Origin of the sequence: Solitalea lacus (genome assembly GCF_022014595.1) — a bacterium.
Classification (GTDB): Bacteria; Bacteroidota; Bacteroidia; order Sphingobacteriales; family Sphingobacteriaceae; genus Solitalea; species Solitalea lacus.
Genome location: NZ_CP091740.1, coordinates 1266492 through 1284803, shown reverse-complemented (window position 1 = coordinate 1284803; position 18312 = coordinate 1266492). Strand labels below are relative to the sequence as shown.

Genomic DNA, 18312 nt, shown 5'->3' with positions numbered 1-18312 from the left:
AGAGGTAGTTAGAAATTTAACAAATTAGCGGCAATAATCAAATTATGAGACATCATTAATTATGCCTGATTTATTTTCTTCTAAGGAATAAAAAGAACCATATCTTTGAACATGCTCAAAAAAGATCGTTATACAGCTTTTATAGATTATTTCTCCGAACATCAACCCAATGCCGAAACTGAATTAAACTATTCCAACCCGTATGAATTATTAGTAGCGGTAATTCTTTCTGCACAGTGTACTGATAAAAGAGTAAATATGGTAACGCCTGCGCTTTTTGAACGTTATCCAAATGCCCAATCATTAGCAGCCACCACTTCTGACGAAGTATTTACTTATATTAAAAGCATTAGCTACCCTAACAACAAAGCCAAACATCTAGTTGGTATGGCCAAAATACTTGTTGAACAGTTTAATAACCAGGTGCCATCGAGTGTCGAACAACTACAAAAAATGCCAGGGGTTGGCAGAAAAACCGCAAACGTTATTGCTTCCGTAATTTATAACATGCCGGCCATGGCCGTTGATACTCATGTTTTTAGAGTTGCTGCCCGCATAGGTTTAACAAGCAATGCAAAAACACCATTGGCTGCTGAAAAACAATTGATAAAATACATTCCAAAGGAAAAAGTGCATGTGGCTCATCATTGGCTCATTCTTCATGGACGCTATACATGCTTAGCACGAACCCCGAAATGCGACACTTGCCAACTCACCTTCTTTTGCAAATATTTTGAGCAAAACTTCTTAAAAACGCCTAAACAAAATAGCAAAACCTTAACTTTTTGAAAAAAAATTTAGCATTTTTAAAAAATATTATTCTATTTTTATCTCACTATTTTTATTACCTGAAACTACTTGATAATGAGCGACAATAAACTTGAAAAACTAAAAGCTTTACAGCTTACCCTAGATAAGCTTGAAAAATCATACGGTAAAGGAACCATTATGAAATTGGGCGATACAGCTATTGAGCCTATCGAAGCAATCTCTACTGGTTCTTTAGGACTGGACATTGCCTTAGGCATTGGCGGATTACCGAAAGGTCGTATCATTGAAATTTACGGTCCAGAGTCATCGGGTAAAACCACTTTAGCTATACACGCCATTGCCGAATCGCAGAAAAAAGGCGGCATTGCAGCTATTATTGATGCGGAGCACGCTTTTGATAAATTTTATGCCAAAAAATTAGGTGTTGATGTTGACAACTTATTGATCTCACAACCCGACAACGGTGAACAAGCACTAGAAATTGCTGACAACTTGATACGTTCAGGCGCCATTGATATAATCGTGATAGACTCTGTTGCCGCATTGGTTCCAAAGGGGGAAATTGAAGGGGAAATGGGTGATTCTAAAATGGGATTGCAAGCTCGTTTAATGTCGCAAGCATTACGTAAACTTACTGGTACCATCAATAAAACAGGTTGTTGTTGTATTTTTATTAACCAATTGCGTGAAAAAATTGGCGTAATGTTCGGCAACCCTGAGACTACTACGGGAGGTAATGCCTTGAAATTTTACGCATCTATTCGTTTAGATATTCGTCGTACCGGTCAAATTAAAGACGGAGAAGAGGTATCAGGTAACCGTGTAAAAGTTAAAATTGTAAAAAATAAAGTAGCTCCTCCTTTCCGTTTAGCTGAATTCGACATCATGTATGGTGAAGGAATTTCTAAAGCGGGTGAAATCATTGACCTTGGAGTTGAATATGAAATCATTAAAAAATCAGGCTCATGGTTTAGTTATGGTGACAGCAAATTAGGTCAGGGCCGCGATGCTGTAAAACAGTTAATTTTAGACAACCCTGAATTGATGGAAGAATTAGAAACTAAGATCCGTGAAGCAGTTACTGGTGAAAGCCTGGCCGCTAACGAAGCTTAATTCCACCCATAACGTTATTTTTACAAAACCTCCGGAGCAAACATGTCGGGGGTTTTTTATTATTCTATCCGCATTATTACCGTTTTCAATACCTAAGCAAAACCACTTCATTAAAGTTGCCTTTCTTTTTTCTAAATCAAGTTTAATATTTTTATCCAGCCAGTACACATTGGCAACCAAACCTAAACTAAATGAGACTTTTACTTTCCTTATTCGTGCTAGTTAGTACGTGTATTCTTTCTACGTATGAAACACATGCTCAACATCGTGGAGTAATTAGTGGAATAGTTAAGGAAGCCAAAACCCAACAAGTTGTTGAAAGTGCTGCTGTTTCTATAATGAACACTCAAGACTCAACCGTTCGTGGTACTTTTTCTGACAAAGACGGTCTCTATACAATCAAAAACCTTCCTTTAGGAAACTATAAGTTATACTGCAATTTTTTTGGATATAAAACTATGAGTCGCAGTTTTTCGATCACCAAAGAAAAACTAGAACACAAGCAAGACCTTCTTCTCGACTCAGCCATTATTAGTCTAAATGAAATAACAGTTGTTGCAGAAGCCCCTCCGGTGGTATTAAAAAAGGATACCGTTGAGTACAACGCCAGTTCTTTTAAAACAAAAGACTATGCGCCTGTGGAAGAGTTAATTAAACAGTTGCCTGGAGTAGATGTGGGAAAAGATGGCAGTATTACAACTCAGGGGCAAAAAGTGACTGCTGTACTGGTAGATGGAAAACCTTTCTTTATAAGGGATCCAAAAATTGCAACTCAGAGCTTGCCAGCCAACATCATCAATAAAGTTCAGGTAATAACGGTCGATCCTGAAAAATCTGAAAATGGACAATCCGGTTTAATCATTAATCTTACGGTAAAAAAGGATAAAAAGAAAGGAACATTTGGCAACCTATCTGCAGGAGCAGGCAGTAATAACCAATACAAAGGTAACTTAAGTCTACACCGATTTAATAATGAGCAGCAGTTCTCCTTGCTATCAACTGCTAACAATGTTAGTTCAGAAGGAGGCATTTCTAACACTTACTCAGTGGGATTAAATATCAACACCCCTCTTAGTTCAAAGACATCATTATCTCTTGGCTACTTATATAATTCAATGGATAATAATAGATCGAGTCAACTTTATAGAAGCACCCTACTGTCAAGCGGTTCTTTATTCTATTCAGATCGGTCTACCAATAATTCCAGCAACCAAAATCATTCGATTAATTTAAATTTCGAGTACCAGATAAATACATTTAGCAAAATAAACATTGCGCCTAGTATTAGTTTTAGGAAAAGCAATTCTCTTTCAAGCAGTTTATTCGAATCATCAAACACTGAGGGTAAAATAAACGATGGAAATCGTTCCATAAACTCAGGCATGAAAACACCTGATTTTAGTAATAATATAAACTATTCTACAAGGTTTAAAAATAAGCGAAGACGGCTGAACTTAAATATTAGAAACAGTTACAACTCAAACGAACAAACCGGTCTCAATTATTCGCTAAGCAATTATTACTCTAGTGGATCATTGAAACAAACGCTTATCAACCAAAAAAATGCAGATAATAGCAGTTCAACAAACCATTCGATTAATATGTTGTACACTGAACCTATCTCTCAAAATCATTCATTGAAATTTGCCTATGATTTTAATAACAGCATAGAAAACAGTTCGCGAAATACATACGATTACAATGAATTAAACAACGAATTCGATTTAACCAACGGTTTAATGAGCAATGAGTACCGAAATCGAACCAATTACAACCGAGTGGGAATAAGTTTTAATAGCACTAGAAACTCTTTGAACAATCCTATGGAATATTCAGCAGGTGTTTCTATTCAAAAAACAGATTTAAAGGGGAAGTCATTAACAAAGGACAGCACATATACTCAAAACAGGATAAGTATCTTTCCTCAAGCCAGTTTAAATTATAAAATTTCAAAAAACGAAAGTATAGGATCTGACTATAGGGGTGATATTCGCCAACCGTCTATTTCAGAATTACAGCCTACGCCCGATAATAGCAACCCATTGTATATACGAATGGGAAACCCTAATCTTCAGCCTGAGTTTAACAACATGCTTTCTATAAATTATAGAAACTTTGATCCTACATCAAACCAAAGCCTCTTTGCTAACCTTTCGTTTTCAACCATCTTTAATAAGATTACCTACAACAGTCTATTGGATATAAATACTGGTAAGCAGCTGAGTAAGCCTGAAAATGTTTCGGGCAATTATAATTTTAATTTCAATGTTAACATGGGAGTTCCCATTAAAAACCTGAAAACCAAACCAGGAATTAATGCGCAACTTAACAGAAATACAACCTATATAAATGGGTCCAAAACAACAACTTTAAAATCAGGCTTCGGAATACTTTACAACATTAACTACCGCTACAAAGACTATTTAGACCTGAACATGAACTGTAATGCAAATTATAGCAATTTACAGTATGATCAACCGGGGTTAAAAGATGCGAATTACATTAATTTCTCATCAAGCGTTAATGTCTCATACTACTTGCCAATGAATTTTGCTTTAAATACTGATTTAACTTATTCAAAAAATGCCAATCAAATTCAAACAGCAAAAAAGAGCGTAACCTTATTGAATGCAGGAATTTACAAAGAGTTCTTAAAAGGTAAACAGGCAAAACTAAGCATAGATGCTTATGATTTATTAAAACAAAATACTAGCATAAACCGAACAATCACCAACAATCAGATTGAAGACAGGCAATCCAATAACTTACAACAATACTTTATGTTAAGTTTTACTTACAGGCTTAATAAATTTAAACAGTCTCAATAGAGATTCTTTCCGGCATTAAGATCAATTAGCCTATCATAATATATTTAACGAATAATTAAATTCAATAAACATCCATTACTAAAGCTTAAATTTGACGATCAATACTTTCCTTAATGCATCAACTTAAAACATTGATTATTGAAGATGAGCCTGCCGTTAGAAAAGAATTAGAATGGCTTGTTTCTCAAGAAAAGAATTTAATTCTCGAAGCGACGGCAAATTCGGTGGAGAAGGCTTTACAAATCATTAAAGAGATAAAGCCTGATTTAGTATTAATGGATATCCAGTTAAAAGATGGCACCGCATTCGATATTCTTAATCAGCTAGAAGAACCTGCTTTTCACATTATTTTTATCACAGCGTATAATCACTTTGCAATTAAAGCCATTAAGTTTGGCGCATTGGATTACCTTCTAAAACCGATTGACAACGAAGAATTTTCAGCCGCAATTCAAAAGCTGCACAAAACGAAAAAAGCTGATTATATAAATCAAATCAGTATCCTAAAAGAGCAGGACCAAACAAAGCTCATCGACATGGATACCAGAGTCTGTATTACTTCTATAGACTGTTTACAGATGATAAAGCTCAATGAAATCATCTATCTTTCGGGCGAAGGCTCATATACACAAATACATTTGGAGAACCATAAAAAGGTAACTGCTTCTAAGCCTTTAAAATATTACGAAGAACTTTTGCCAACGGAATTCTTTATACGAACCCATCAATCCTACATCGTGAACAAAAACTTTATCGACAAATACCTAAAAACAGGCGTAATGGTGATGAAAGACCTTTCTGAAATTCCCGTAGCTACGCGCAGAAAAGACTTTATTTTGGACCAGTTAAGCCTCTTGAAATAATGAACAGGGCGTTTGTGATTATTTTTCTGCTTCTGTTAGCTTCCTGCCAATCAAAACCTAAAAAAGAGAATGTTGCTCCTCAGGATTTATTAAAAAAACTGGAAAGCATAAACGATAGCATAGAGCAAAACCAACAAATCGACAAGCTCGGCCTATGGACAAATCAGCTCAAACAGAAGGAATTTTCAGAAAGCAGTCCGTGCCTGGCTTTTATTAATTATAATATTGCTAAAAACCTGGCAAAGGTTTCAACCGATAGTGCCAAATACCATATCAATATTGCGCTGGAGTTGATTGAACGTGAAAAGGAATTTAATGCACTAAAATTCACCATTTTTAATGGAGCTGGCATGATTGCCGAATCTGAAGGCAAATTTTATCAGGCTGTTTATTATTTCAATAAATCTGCGGCCATCATAATGAATGATGATTTGCTTCAAAGCAAGCCACTGGCGAAAGTAATTTGCCTGCTAAATGCAGCCCAAGGCAACAACAGAATTCACCAATACCAGAAGGCTGTACAACAAAACCAACTTGCGCTGAAGTTTTTAAAAAAGCTCCCAAACAATCATTACAAATACTACTTCAGAGCTTACTCTCAGCTTTTTACTTCCTATGTTGAAAGCAGAAGTTACAATGCTGATTCTTTACGGTTGTATTTGAAAGAATTGAGAACTATTTCAAGTAAAACCCACGACTCTATACAGCTAAGATTTACTAATGAACATACCGGGAATTACTATTCATTGCTTAATCAATATGGTACAGCCATTCCTTATTATAAGCTGGTAAAAGGTTATGACAAGCAAAGTTTATTGGCCAATCCACAAAAAACAAGTGCGGCAAAAAACACTTACACCACCATTGCTAATCTTATTGATTTATATGTTCAGACTAAACAGTTTTCAGAAGCTGCACAGCTAATAAATGAGGCTGATGAACTTGAAAAGCAATATGCTGATTGGTTCTCCTTTTATGAAAAGGCTCTGAATAAGCAGGCGAAAGCACATTATTATTTCGCTATTGGCAATGTTGACGAAGCTCGAAAAACAACAGATAAACTTTCGGAATTAAAAGATAACAACCTGAAAAACTCAGGCATACAAGCTACTGAAGAAATGGCAACCATTTACCAATTGCAGGCAAAAGATCGTTCTATCAACACTCTCAACCGTACAATAGATTACACCACTCAACGTCTTGAAAAGAACAAACTATTACTTTTCATTATTGGGCTATTAGCATTATTGGCAGTTTCCTGGGCATTGCTGCTATATTTCATTCAAAAACAGAGAAAACAAAAACAGGAAAGGGAGAAAATTTTACTGCAACAGCAATTGTTAAGAACCCAGATGGAGCCGCATTTCATCTTTAATACCTTATCTGCATTGCAAAGTTTTATTCGCTTTGATGATAAGGAAAAATCGATAAAATACCTCAGCCAGTTTAGCAAATTACTCAGAAGTAGCCTTGAACTCAGCCGTCAAAACTACGTACCACTTAACGAAGAACTGGAGGCTATAGAAAATTACCTGAGCTTACAGCAAATGCGATTCGAATACACCTTTGATTATGAAATTACCAAACCCGAAACAGATACTTCTACGATATTGATTCCACCCATGCTGATTCAGCCGTTTGTAGAAAATGCCATTATACATGGCATTGGGCACCGCCCAAATGATGGAAAGATATCGCTAGAAATTCGTCCAAATGAAAACCAACTATTGGTAAAAATTACTGACAACGGAAATGGCTTTGGAAAAACAGTTAATGAAAAAGTAAGTCATCAGTCTTTATCAGGAACAATTGCAAAGGAGCGACTGGAAATTTTAGCAAAAGAAAGTAAGATGAACGCTAATGTTGATATCGTTTCAAATAATCAGGGAACGTGTGTTTTATTAATTCTCCCGATAAAAAACCTTTAGGACTTAAAACAGATTTAAAGTAATTCTTAACGAATAGCCGGTAATCCCTTGCGAATTTATATCAACTTAAATACGCAAGGGATTTTTGTTGAGGTTTGTGCTAACAAGCTAAACTTTAACCCAAAAATGCATTCAAAAAATTGCCACGTATATTTTTCACTAAGCTTCTTGTTTGGCATCTATTCCTGCAGCAATGGAAATCTTTCGAACTCTTCCTCCCAAAAACAATCTTCAAACTCTTCAACACAATACGCATCAAAACAATCGGCCTCACATCTACCTAAAGAAGCTGACTCTGGAAAATTCAATTTAACCCATTTTTTACAAGAGAATAACTATAGCATACAGTATGAAAGCAAAGGTTTCCTAAATCAAGATCAGTTCAAAGACAAAGTATTGGTTTTGCAAGAAAACAGCCAAGAAGGCAACTACCTCCCAAGGTTGACAATCATACTATTGGGACAAAAGCAAGGTTTCAAATTATACAAAAGAAGTGAAACCGTTATGCCTGCCGAATACACTACTGAAGATTATAAAATCTTCGACACAGAAGACGTGAGTATTGAAAAAGGGAAAATTGCATTTGATTTATATGCCCTTGGGCCCAACGGACATATCTATTTCGATTATATCTGGAAAGAAGATCAATTAATATTGAATGAATTAACGGCCTACTTTATGGGTGCAGGCTCTCATTCCGAATATTCTTATCTGGCTAAAAATGAAACGGAAGGCACCTTAACAGAAACTGAAGTCAATACAATGGAAGAAAGCATGCCTTCAAGCACGCATACTAGCGCTATTAAATTAAAATCACCGACCAGTTTTGAAAACTTCAACTATAGCAAGTTACTGGAAGACATTATGCAACAAACTGGCAATAATTAAAAGATCAGCTATGACAAAATGAAAAGAAGCTTACACATCTTATTATTAGTATTAATGGTATCCTTTAACGCATGTGCTCAAAAAAATAAAGCTTATGTAGGGTATTACCATGGCTCGGGAGATCATTTACTTTTAATGAAAGACAATGCCTATTACATAGTTGCCTATGCTACAATAATTTGGGGATCATGGAAAGTAGAAAAAGACCATATGGGAAGGGACCTAATTGTATTGAGGCCGAAAAACCCTGAGTATTTTTTTGATTTATACGGAAGATATAATCCTAATATAAAAGCAGGCTATAAGGTAAAATTTAATGGTTTTGAGAAAAAGGAAACCTTCATTGGCATGGCTAATACTGATACGATGCAACGCGTATTTAATATAGATCCTAATTGTTTTAACCATCCTTACATTCATCTATTCTCAGAAAAACCCACTACTATTTCTTTGGTTGATGCAGTGTTAGAAAACAGCTTTGAGAAACAATACAGCCCAAGGGACACTTATACATTTTCTTTAGGTAGGAACAATGATTTTATTGCCGTTTATCACAATCCAAAAGATTACCATGAGGAAATGCATTTATTCATAGAAAAAAAAACCAAAAAAATTGAATTGAATGGTTCTTCCCACGGATTTAAAAACTTGCCGATGGATAAAAAACTAAAAAAGGAGATTAATGAGATTATTCAGTTTGCTGCAAAATTTAAAAACACAAAAACGCTCTACTGCAATCCCTCTTATAATGATTTTGAGGATTCATCAATCAACATTGAAAAGGATTATTCATTTAATGAGGCTAAAAACGCCTATATCTCTAAATATAATTATGAAAAAGATGAAGATATATACCCACAAAAAAAGGAGGACGCTTACCATTCAAGAGGAGTTTTGTTTAAATATGATAAAATAACCCCAAGCAACATCACTTTTAAACCCTTTAAAATAAATGAAAAAAGCCTTTTTACAGCTAAATGTGACAATGAGAAATAAAACAATAATCGTAAAGTATCTTTTCCTGCTACTGAGTATTGCAGCAATTTCTTGTACTCAAAAAAATAAAAGTGTGCAAACAAAGCCTTTCGAACGTGAAAAGCTAAAAGGATATTTAAATAAGGCGGAAGATAGGTGGATTTGCGAAGATTCCACCTATGAAGCTGATTCTTTTAGCGACAGTCTCTCGCAGTATGCATCTGTTATGAAAATGGATTCTGATAGAAATCCTTTAGGAATGGGGCTTATAAATAGACAAGGAGAAATCATGGTCCCCATTATTTACGACGGTTTAGGTGTAGGATTTGTAGATAGCCTATGCCAAGTGAATAAAGCGGATAAACTAGGGTTGGTTAATTTTGAAGGAAAAGAAATTGTAGCACCTACCTATGAATACATTTCTTATGCCGAAGATGGACTTATGCGAGTGGGCAAGAATGATCTGTACGGAATGATTAACCTGAAAGGCGAAATAGTGATCCCCCTAATGTACAAGGACGCCAGAATTGCAAACGAGGGAATGATCGCCGTAATGATTGATCCTCAAAAATGGGGATATATAAATCACAAAAACGAAATGATTGTAAAGCCTGAATTTACTTTCATAGATAAGTTTGAAAACGGGAAAGTGATTTTGCAAAAAGCTGACGGAGAGGACTACATTGTTTACAAGGACGGGCGAGTTGAGAAGAAATCGAACCCTTAAGTCATTCACGTGCCAAAATGAGAAGAATTACTTGTATAATATCATGCCTCTTAATGCTAACGGCCTGTTCTAAAAAAACACTTCTTACGTATAACCCCGAACCAGATGCAGAGCTGTATGCCATTAATAACAAGGAACAAGTTTCGTTAGTATTTTTTACTGTCGAAAATGCCGACGAGTTAGCGGATCATGTAGCTGTTTATAAACGATTTGCTGAAGCTTTTAAAGATACAGAAGAGGTACTTGTATTGAATATCAACAAAAACAATGTCATCGAATTTAAAAATTATGGCTATTACTATTTTCACAATAAAGGCCCTAAACCAAAATGCGGAATGATATTGTCAAATGGTGTAGACAATCCAATTATCGAAACCAATCCCCAGAAATACATCAAAACATACGAAGTCTATTTCAAAGTACCATTTAATGACAAAGTGTATTATGGACAAAAGCGTAAAACCGAAATTGCAGAACGTCAAAAAAAATCAGAGCAAACACTAAAGTCAAAATTTAAGGTAGATCAAAACTATGCAACTCAGTTTATAAAGCACTCCAACTCTTCGTTTTACCCTAAGAGCTCTCAAAACTTAAACTGTCTCAACGGAAAAGTAACTATTAAAACTTTCCTGGATAGCGCCAAAACCAAGAAAGGTGCAGTGCAAATTGAAACCTTATATGATAGAAACGGGCTAATGAAATGTTACTCGACATTCATTAATGGAGAGTTGTTTTCAGAAGACATTTATTATAGAAATGCCTACAACTTACTTGATAGCATTGTTAAGATTGACAATAAAGGTTCACGATCAAAAAGTGTTTTTAAATACGAAAAGCACAGATATTCTATCATTACAGTAGATGAGAGAACCAAGATGCACTCCAATATTTTTTACTTGAACAACCAATTTCAATGCTTTAAGAAAGAGACTTTAAATGACAATGGAGATGTGCTAACAGTTGCTCTTCTTACTTATGATAATTGGGGGCGCATTATTGAAGAGACAACTGAAAGTCAAAAGATTAAATACGAATATAATCAACAAGAAGACTTTTACTCTTCAATGAAGTTATACAGCACAAAGAGTGGTGCATTATTAACCGAAAACACACGGAAGGAAGAAAAATGCATGGTAGTTTATATATCAAAAAACAATGAGAAGCTTTTATCAAAAACTATTTCATTAAACAACTCTAATGGCTGTACCCAAACCGTATATAATTATAACGGTGACAATAAAATAAGCGAAGTGTACGAATATTTTTATGAGAATTAATTCTGGTAAACTATTATGAAAAAGCTAATCTGGGCACTGCTTTCTTGTCTATCAATGGAACTTTCGGGGCAAAATATTGCACCAAAGGACAACTTCTATCGCTTACAAATCTTTTTTGGTGAACCCAACGGAGCCATGATACTTCAACAAGTATTGACTTCAATCTATCTACCGGTTTAAGAATGATCAGGCTATTACCTAAACTGCAAGATTTTCATCCTCATGATAATGATCTGTATTGATTGCACCACAATTAAAGCAAGAAATGTTTAACTCAACTTCAAACCAATGAACAAAATAAAACTAGTCCTCTCTTTTTTATTGATCATAATTGGTCATTTAGCTATAGCACAGAAAAGCTCTGTTCCTTCAGAAAAAGCTATAGAAGAGTTTTACGACGCCATTTTTGCTGATAACAATGAGAAAGTAAAACAATTACTTGTCAACAAATATTTCCCTGCATCTTATGAGCCTCGGAGCAAAACCTCACCGTTACGTGCGGCTATTTGGCAAAAAAACATTACTGTAATAAAATGGCTTGTAGAAGGTGGGGCTAATATTAATAGTAAAGAACAATCAGCTGTTATAGAAGCGGCAGAGCGAGGTGAGTTAAAGATTCTGGAGTATTTGATTAGCAAAGGCGGTGACATTAAGAACACCGAAGCCTTTAGTAAAGCTGGGGCGAATAATAATTATGATTGCGCCAGGCTCTTATTACTTAAAGGCGCCAACCAGGAACTAGGCTCAATAGATGGTAAATTAAAGGTACTTGAAACAGCTACAAGACGATCAGATTACGAAGTTTTGAATGTCCTAAGACTAAACAAGGAGGAGATAAACGCTAACAATTGTGAGGGTGAAACCTCACTGATAATAGCGGTAAAAATGAACAATGTTTCAATGGTAAAATACCTTTTGAGATTAGGGGCTGATAAAAACAAACCCGAGACTTATGATTGCGGTGACGACATTTACTATGGCGAAAAACCAATTAAAATAGCAAAGAAGTTAAAACACGTAGAAATAGTTAAGCTACTTAGTTAATACAATGAACTATCAGCATCCGTCATTTCGTTATTTAACTATTTTGTATTCTGCACTTCTAATTTTGGGTTGTGACAATGCCAAAACAACTGTCAAATCTCAGAATAGCGCCCTTGTTACAGACACTGTTAAAATAACTCCAAGTGTATATAAAAAGGCTGAAATTGATTCAAATCATTTAAATAATACTGAATTCGATTTAGCTAAACTTACAAGTCAGGATTTAAACATGGTCTCTTTTTTACAGGAGGGTGAAAAGCTTGAACACTATAAAGATGGAAAACCTCTCAAGCAATACCTAGAGCTAGAAGTAATTGACCAATCGCTTTTTGAAGCAAAGAAAGTCTCAAGTGTAGATTTCTTACTTGCCGACACCTTAGCCCTCACCAAAAACGACGGTGTAATTGAACTTATATGCAAGAAGAATACCGTGCAATATGTCGATAAGCCGGATGCAGAAGAGGACCGTCAGGTTTACAATTATGTAGGGCAAATAGAGTTCCTGAATAAGTATGTTATTTCTGGTTCTTACTGGGAGGATTCGGATTATAAACTTATCGACAAAACAAGCGGTGAGTCAGAAACCTTCGGAGACTACCCCTTTATTTCAGCTGATAAAAAGAGCATTGTTTGTATTAAGCCCAACCCATACGAAACTACAGGAGACCTCGAATTATACTCTATCAACAACGGAAAGATGAAGTTCATTATGGGAGCAAGCTTTACCAATTGGATGCCTGCTACTGAAGAAGACGTTGCCTTCTGGAGCACTGATGGTTATTTCTATTTTGTAGCCTTTCATTCAAAGGAATTTTGGCACCAAGATGGAAAATTAAATGCTCAGTACCAATATCTAAGACTGAAGGTTCTGTAGGCACATATTACCTTTACCATCCTCTTACTAAAAATCAACCAATTAACCAAAAATGAGACCATTATTCATTGTTATATTTTTGCTTGCTACGAAAATAGTTTTTGCACAAGAACTCTCTGTTCTCAGGTACAACGGAGAGTTAGTTTATGTATCCCCAGTGGCCAATAATCTTAAAGGAAAATTCTTATACAACAATGAGGTACCCACTCCTTGTCTCTACCAATATTTAGATAGTTCAGGAATAGAGTATTTTCCTAATATGGTGGTAATTAACGTTGAATATGAAGGCAAGAAAAATGAGACGGGCGGTTATATTGTTAACAACAACTATTTTATAAGCAATGAGAAGGATGCGAAGGTAAAGAATAGAAATTTTCAGGATAAAATGCAGACAGATGATTCTTACTACAAGAATGCTAAGTTTGATAATATGTCTCGTTATTTCTATCATGATAAGGAGGCTAATGCAACGTTCAACATCTATACCATTGCAGCAGAAACGCAAACAAACTTCGATGAAATCAATTCAAAGCTTTTTAGCATTTATCAACCAACTTGTTTAGAGCCCAACTGGAAAGACAATGAGTTGATTTGCCTTATACAAATGACCCAAGATAACATTGAAGAAGCAGTAACAATGACTCAATTGGTCTCTAATCAAAGTATGCCCGCTCAGGAAATTTGGATGCACAAAGAAGATGAAAAAGCAGCTGTAATACCTGAATATAATCCGCAATTCAGCAACATTAACAAGCCCGAAATTTGCATCAAGGCATCAACAATAAGTGCAAATGACGAGAGAACAGAAATATTGTGGAACCATTTGATTACTTCATTTTGTGGATACTACGAACGCTTTGCAAACGGAAATGATACTAAATCTGCAAGGGTATTTGAACAACTCAAGAACGAATACACCAATGGAATGAAAACACATTACTACAGCAAAAAACAAATCGACGAGTTAGAATCACTTTGTTCAAAATATCAATCCATGTTTTTGAAAGTGGCGAATAAGCATGCTGAATAAAAGATCGAGAAAAAACTTTCCATATACCAAAAAACATTAATGATGAAACATTTACTTACTGCACTACTTACACTAATGTCTTTAGTCAGTTTAGGGCAAAATAAAATTCAAAAAGAAATCAACTATGTACGTAGCTTCCGAAAGGAAACTAATAAAATTATAGTAGAACTGGGCAATAGCCCCAGACTTTGCTTCCTGCAAATGAAGAACAACCCCAATTTCGCAAAGTACGCGGCACTAATAAAACCGTATGGGCAAAAAGATTATTTCAAAAGCAGAAAATTATTTGAGATAGGAATTGAGGAGAAAACAAACAACATAAAATTTCTTAGAGTTTTAGGGAAAATTGAGGAAGAAAAATACAAACAACTTCAACCTGAATTTGACATTGCTGTAGCAAGGGCTACGGCAACAGGAGAAGATGAAAAATTTTATGATGAGGCATTAAAACTATTCAACAAAGGGAAATATGATGCCGCAATAGACACCATTAACAAAGCAATTGTAATAAACACACTTCACCCTGACTTTCATGAACTCAAAGCGCTTTGTTTGGGTAATTTGAAACGCTACCAACAATCAACAGACGAAGCAACGTTTGCACTTGAAATGGACCGCTCAAAGCCAGAATTATTCGAAATTATAGCCAACAATTTTTATTTATTGAATGACAACGAAAATGCAATTAAGAACTATGATAAAGCAATCGAATACGAAAGAGAAAACAATCCCAGAATTTACCACAATTATATAAAATGCCTGATCGATGTACCCAATCCCCAAAGAGCAATCGAGGTTTACAAACTATACCTATATCGCATAAATGAACTAACCGCTCCCGTAGGTTATGAAGATAATTTCCCCAGCGATTTAGAGTTTTACGCCGGACAAGCCTATCAACAAGTCGGAGACTTAAATACGGCTCTCAAAATTTATAACAGACTAATTGTAATTCTTCCTAATGTTTATGGTTACTATGCTCAACGCGGAAGGCTTTATCAGCAAAAGAAGGATTGGTTAGAAGCTATCCGAGACTTTGAAGTTGCCATGAAGTTAGATACCACTGAAACCATTTTATTAACCAACATGGCTCAGGTGTACCAGGAACTTCATGATTACAAAAAAGCAGAAGGAGCTTATCTAAAATACATCAATCATAATCCAGATGATGCAATACAAATCAGTAACTATGGTTACCTTTTGCTTGATGCAGAACGCTACAAAGAGGCTCAAAAAACATTTGAACAATCATTTAAAATAGACCCTCAGAGTATTGACACTCATGTTGGCCTGATACTATCAGCCTATTTGCTGGGTGACACAAAGAAAAAAAAGGAATATATCGAGAATGCCAAACTACAATTTCCAGAAATCCCGATCAATACTTCCACTTTAAACAGTTTGATAAAAACCGGCAACTACTACTATTCTGAGAAAATAATTAGTGCTTGGGAAGAAGCAATTGATCAATAATCCACAACAACTTTATAAAATGCAAAAGAGTAGGTACTTATTCAACTGCTTATTTATGCTTATTACACTTACGAGCACCTGTTTTGCCGGGGGGCTTTCTGCATGGGAAGAGTGTACTCCTAATGGCAACAAACTTTACCATGATGGAGAAGCAGGTGGACTAATAGAACTAACAGTAAAGGATTCAAGCATTTGGTTTAAGCACTTTTACTTTTACAAAAGACATATCATTGCAGAAATTGATTCTACATTTTATATCGTTAATGAAAAGAATAATACAATAGAAGAATTTAACAATGAGTCAGATTTTAAATCTACATTGAACAAAAAGAAACTGATTCCAGTTTTTATAACCCGATGGTATAATGTAAACTACGGCATTGATAAGTTTTGGATTCCATTTTCCCTTGTTCTGCTTCCTATTCCTTTTTTAATGCCAATTATTTGGTTGCTGTGTTTAATTAGTCTTCTTTTTAAATCGAACAAAATACTTTTATTGAGAAAATTAATTGTGTTTGGCTATCCCTTAATCGGAATTCTAATACTGATTATCTACAACTTTCCGCAAAGCTTTTAAAACCATGAACAAATTCTATAAAAAGAGGTACCCATTATCGATAATCCTACTATTATTTTTTGGAGAGGCCTGATATAATTATTGCACTTGCTTTACCATGAAAAAGCAACTATTTATTTTTTTATTCTTTGGCTTTAATAGCGCATTTCTGCATGCCCAGGTGAAGGATACTGATTTGTATTATGGAATTTCAACTGGCACATGGTTCGCGACGGGAGGAAACTGTTTACTGGGTAACCCTGTTTTACTTGGCATAAATGCTGATATTAAATTAGAAAAAAAGCTTTGGGGCTTGAATGTCGATTATCTGATTTTCCCTAAAACACAACAGCCTCTCTACCTTCAACACAATAATGAAATTATTGAAAGAAACAAAGCTTCTGGCGCACAAATAACCCTGGAATATGACGCACAACTTTTAGCTCGACAGCATTATATTCTTACGGCAGGAGCCGCTTTGGGTTATGGAAACATAATTTACTATAATCCTGATGTAAAAACTGATATAACGAAGCATAGCGTTGTAATAGCACCGGTATTGACAATGAGGTTTGTAAGAAAACGAGCTTTCTACCAACTCAAGCTTCAATATAATATTGCCAATTACAATCACTCAGCCTTACAAAACGTCAGCTTAAGAGGAAATGCCCTAATACTAAAACTATGCATTGGAAAAGGAAGCTAAAATTAAATGAACGATATACAATGAATACCAGTTTAATCATTAAAAGCCTGTTATTAATAATTCCGTTGGTTGTAATCATGCTTATTTTCTTGCACGAAGAAGGATCATCTTCAGGCATTGGTGGAGGCAGTTATAATTTGGCAAAGCTTTATTATGCATTTTTTGCAGTCGGGTTTCTGATAATCTATGAAATAATTCTGCTGATAAACGGAAAGCAAGAAAATACTGTTTTGCACATCATTGCTTTACTTCTTTTGATTGGGCACATTATCTATGGATTGGCAAAATTTAATTAACAATTTATGAGAAAAAAAACGGCTGTTCTGTTTCTAAAATATATAATAGGTTTTAATCACATACATACTCATTTTAATTATGAGAAAGAACTTTTCTTGTGTTCTTTAGATCTAAACAAATCGAATTTAGTGTTTCCACGAGGTTAGATATACAAAGTAATTGTCCAATTAGTAAGTAAATCTCTAATAGTATCCGAAGTTTTACCTTTTAAAACATTTTCATTTATAGAACATTTAAATAACTTTGGCTCAATAAATATTATCTATTAAAGAACAAAACTTATCTATTTATTAAAAATTACACCTATTATTAAATTTTAAACAAACACTGAAATGAAACTAAAAATCAAACTAGCACTTTTATTCATCTTCATTGCGGCAAGTACCCAATTAAAAGCTCAAAGCTCAACATTTTTAAAAGGAGACAAAGTATTAAATTTTGGTGTTGGTTTAGCAAGCACCGGCTACTCGGGAAATGGCTATAGCACTACTGTTCCTCCTCTTTCTGTTTCTATGGAGTTTGCAGTAAAAGATAATTTATTCAACGACAGCAAGTGTGGACTTGGTGTAGCTCCTTATATCGGATATGCCAGCTACAATTATGGTTATAACTTCGGCTTTGGAGCCACCAAAACAAAATTGACTGATTTAGTTATTGGTGTTAATGGCAATGTACACTATGAACTTGCAAAAAAATTAGATACTTACGCCGGACTTATGTTAGGATATGAAAACGTATCATGGAAAGATTCTGGTTTCAACTACGTTGCAGGAAGCGGAATGTTTGTAGGTTTAAACATTGGCGGTCGTTACTACTTTAACGATAACTTGGCTGCAATGATGGAACTTGGATACGGGGTAACCTACCTAAACTTAGGCCTTGCTCTTAAACTTTAATCGAAATCATTTTTTATAAAAAAAGGCGGTCATATCATATTGGATGACCGCCTTTTTCATTGACAC

18 protein-coding genes are annotated in these 18312 nt (G+C 35.0%); all 18 read left to right on the top strand.

The annotated features are described in order from the left end of the window. Window positions 1-111 precede the first annotated feature (111 nt). The 18 genes from nth (at window position 112) to L2B55_RS05335 (ending at window position 18246) form a co-directional block, all read left to right on the top strand. The gene (nth, locus tag L2B55_RS05420; RefSeq protein ID WP_237849357.1) at window positions 112-789 is read left to right on the top strand and encodes an endonuclease III; all 678 of its coding nucleotides are present in this window, start codon (window positions 112-114) and stop codon (window positions 787-789) included. Window positions 790-864: 75 nt separating this feature from the next. Next, a complete protein-coding gene (recA, locus tag L2B55_RS05415; RefSeq protein WP_237849354.1) occupies window positions 865-1884 on the top strand; it encodes a recombinase RecA in 1020 nt (339 codons plus the stop codon). A 191-nt stretch (window positions 1885-2075) separates the two neighbouring features. After that, window positions 2076-4712, top strand: coding sequence for an outer membrane beta-barrel protein (locus L2B55_RS05410; protein ID WP_237849352.1), 2637 nt, complete (start codon window positions 2076-2078; stop codon window positions 4710-4712). A gap of 113 nt (window positions 4713-4825) precedes the next feature. Beyond that, window positions 4826-5575 (top strand): LytR/AlgR family response regulator transcription factor, encoded by a 750-nt coding sequence (locus L2B55_RS05405; protein ID WP_237849349.1) that lies wholly within the window; start codon window positions 4826-4828, stop codon window positions 5573-5575. Continuing rightward, a complete protein-coding gene (locus L2B55_RS05400; protein WP_237849346.1) occupies window positions 5575-7503 on the top strand; it encodes a histidine kinase in 1929 nt (642 codons plus the stop codon). The genes L2B55_RS05405 and L2B55_RS05400 overlap by 1 nt, the downstream gene beginning before the upstream one ends. A 126-nt stretch (window positions 7504-7629) precedes the next feature. After that, complete coding sequence (locus L2B55_RS05395) at window positions 7630-8391, top strand: hypothetical protein (RefSeq protein ID WP_237849344.1); 762 nt, start codon at window positions 7630-7632, stop codon at window positions 8389-8391. An 18-nt stretch (window positions 8392-8409) separates the two neighbouring features. Further along, a complete protein-coding gene (locus L2B55_RS05390) occupies window positions 8410-9387 on the top strand; it encodes a hypothetical protein (RefSeq protein ID WP_237849341.1) in 978 nt (325 codons plus the stop codon). Then, window positions 9344-10093, top strand: coding sequence for a WG repeat-containing protein (locus tag L2B55_RS05385; protein WP_237849338.1), 750 nt, complete (start codon window positions 9344-9346; stop codon window positions 10091-10093). Before L2B55_RS05390 ends, L2B55_RS05385 begins: the two co-directional genes overlap by 44 nt. 53 nt (window positions 10094-10146) lie before the next feature. Continuing rightward, window positions 10147-11370, top strand: coding sequence for a hypothetical protein (locus tag L2B55_RS05380; protein WP_237849335.1), 1224 nt, complete (start codon window positions 10147-10149; stop codon window positions 11368-11370). Between the two features lie 15 nt (window positions 11371-11385). Then, on the top strand, window positions 11386-11550 hold the full coding sequence (locus L2B55_RS05375; protein WP_237849331.1) for a hypothetical protein: 165 nt from the start codon (window positions 11386-11388) through the stop codon (window positions 11548-11550). Between the two features lie 108 nt (window positions 11551-11658). After that, complete coding sequence (locus tag L2B55_RS05370; protein ID WP_237849329.1) at window positions 11659-12414, top strand: ankyrin repeat domain-containing protein; 756 nt, start codon at window positions 11659-11661, stop codon at window positions 12412-12414. A 4-nt stretch (window positions 12415-12418) separates the two neighbouring features. Next, window positions 12419-13288, top strand: coding sequence for a hypothetical protein (locus L2B55_RS05365; RefSeq protein ID WP_237849326.1), 870 nt, complete (start codon window positions 12419-12421; stop codon window positions 13286-13288). Between the two features lie 52 nt (window positions 13289-13340). Then, complete coding sequence (locus L2B55_RS05360) at window positions 13341-14318, top strand: hypothetical protein (protein WP_237849323.1); 978 nt, start codon at window positions 13341-13343, stop codon at window positions 14316-14318. Window positions 14319-14357: 39 nt separating this feature from the next. Then, the gene (locus L2B55_RS05355; protein ID WP_237849320.1) at window positions 14358-15791 is read left to right on the top strand and encodes a tetratricopeptide repeat protein; all 1434 of its coding nucleotides are present in this window, start codon (window positions 14358-14360) and stop codon (window positions 15789-15791) included. Window positions 15792-15810: 19 nt separating this feature from the next. Next, window positions 15811-16368 (top strand): hypothetical protein, encoded by a 558-nt coding sequence (locus tag L2B55_RS05350; RefSeq protein WP_237849317.1) that lies wholly within the window; start codon window positions 15811-15813, stop codon window positions 16366-16368. A gap of 97 nt (window positions 16369-16465) precedes the next feature. Next, complete coding sequence (locus L2B55_RS05345; RefSeq protein WP_237849314.1) at window positions 16466-17053, top strand: hypothetical protein; 588 nt, start codon at window positions 16466-16468, stop codon at window positions 17051-17053. 20 nt (window positions 17054-17073) lie between these two features. Beyond that, window positions 17074-17349: a hypothetical protein gene (locus tag L2B55_RS05340; protein ID WP_237849311.1), complete on the top strand. Its 276-nt coding sequence runs from the start codon at window positions 17074-17076 to the stop codon at window positions 17347-17349. Between the two features lie 333 nt (window positions 17350-17682). After that, window positions 17683-18246 carry a hypothetical protein gene (locus tag L2B55_RS05335; protein WP_237849308.1) on the top strand — a complete coding sequence of 188 codons (564 nt, stop codon included), beginning with the start codon at window positions 17683-17685 and terminating at the stop codon, window positions 18244-18246. The last annotated feature ends 66 nt before the right edge of the window (window positions 18247-18312 follow it).

What these genes read in the sequence shown, in the direction of transcription:
- nth (WP_237849357.1), top strand. Translation starts at nt 112, where the DNA reads ATGCTCAAAAAAGATCGTTATACAGCTTTTATAGATTATTTCTCCGAA.
- recA (WP_237849354.1), top strand. Translation starts at nt 865, where the DNA reads ATGAGCGACAATAAACTTGAAAAACTAAAAGCTTTACAGCTTACCCTA.
- L2B55_RS05410 (WP_237849352.1), top strand. Translation starts at nt 2,076, where the DNA reads ATGAGACTTTTACTTTCCTTATTCGTGCTAGTTAGTACGTGTATTCTT.
- L2B55_RS05405 (WP_237849349.1), top strand. Translation starts at nt 4,826, where the DNA reads ATGCATCAACTTAAAACATTGATTATTGAAGATGAGCCTGCCGTTAGA.
- L2B55_RS05400 (WP_237849346.1), top strand. Translation starts at nt 5,575, where the DNA reads ATGAACAGGGCGTTTGTGATTATTTTTCTGCTTCTGTTAGCTTCCTGC.
- L2B55_RS05395 (WP_237849344.1), top strand. Translation starts at nt 7,630, where the DNA reads ATGCATTCAAAAAATTGCCACGTATATTTTTCACTAAGCTTCTTGTTT.
- L2B55_RS05390 (WP_237849341.1), top strand. Translation starts at nt 8,410, where the DNA reads ATGAAAAGAAGCTTACACATCTTATTATTAGTATTAATGGTATCCTTT.
- L2B55_RS05385 (WP_237849338.1), top strand. Translation starts at nt 9,344, where the DNA reads ATGAAAAAAGCCTTTTTACAGCTAAATGTGACAATGAGAAATAAAACA.
- L2B55_RS05380 (WP_237849335.1), top strand. Translation starts at nt 10,147, where the DNA reads ATGCTAACGGCCTGTTCTAAAAAAACACTTCTTACGTATAACCCCGAA.
- L2B55_RS05375 (WP_237849331.1), top strand. Translation starts at nt 11,386, where the DNA reads ATGAAAAAGCTAATCTGGGCACTGCTTTCTTGTCTATCAATGGAACTT.
- L2B55_RS05370 (WP_237849329.1), top strand. Translation starts at nt 11,659, where the DNA reads ATGAACAAAATAAAACTAGTCCTCTCTTTTTTATTGATCATAATTGGT.
- L2B55_RS05365 (WP_237849326.1), top strand. Translation starts at nt 12,419, where the DNA reads ATGAACTATCAGCATCCGTCATTTCGTTATTTAACTATTTTGTATTCT.
- L2B55_RS05360 (WP_237849323.1), top strand. Translation starts at nt 13,341, where the DNA reads ATGAGACCATTATTCATTGTTATATTTTTGCTTGCTACGAAAATAGTT.
- L2B55_RS05355 (WP_237849320.1), top strand. Translation starts at nt 14,358, where the DNA reads ATGATGAAACATTTACTTACTGCACTACTTACACTAATGTCTTTAGTC.
- L2B55_RS05350 (WP_237849317.1), top strand. Translation starts at nt 15,811, where the DNA reads ATGCAAAAGAGTAGGTACTTATTCAACTGCTTATTTATGCTTATTACA.
- L2B55_RS05345 (WP_237849314.1), top strand. Translation starts at nt 16,466, where the DNA reads ATGAAAAAGCAACTATTTATTTTTTTATTCTTTGGCTTTAATAGCGCA.
- L2B55_RS05340 (WP_237849311.1), top strand. Translation starts at nt 17,074, where the DNA reads ATGAATACCAGTTTAATCATTAAAAGCCTGTTATTAATAATTCCGTTG.
- L2B55_RS05335 (WP_237849308.1), top strand. Translation starts at nt 17,683, where the DNA reads ATGAAACTAAAAATCAAACTAGCACTTTTATTCATCTTCATTGCGGCA.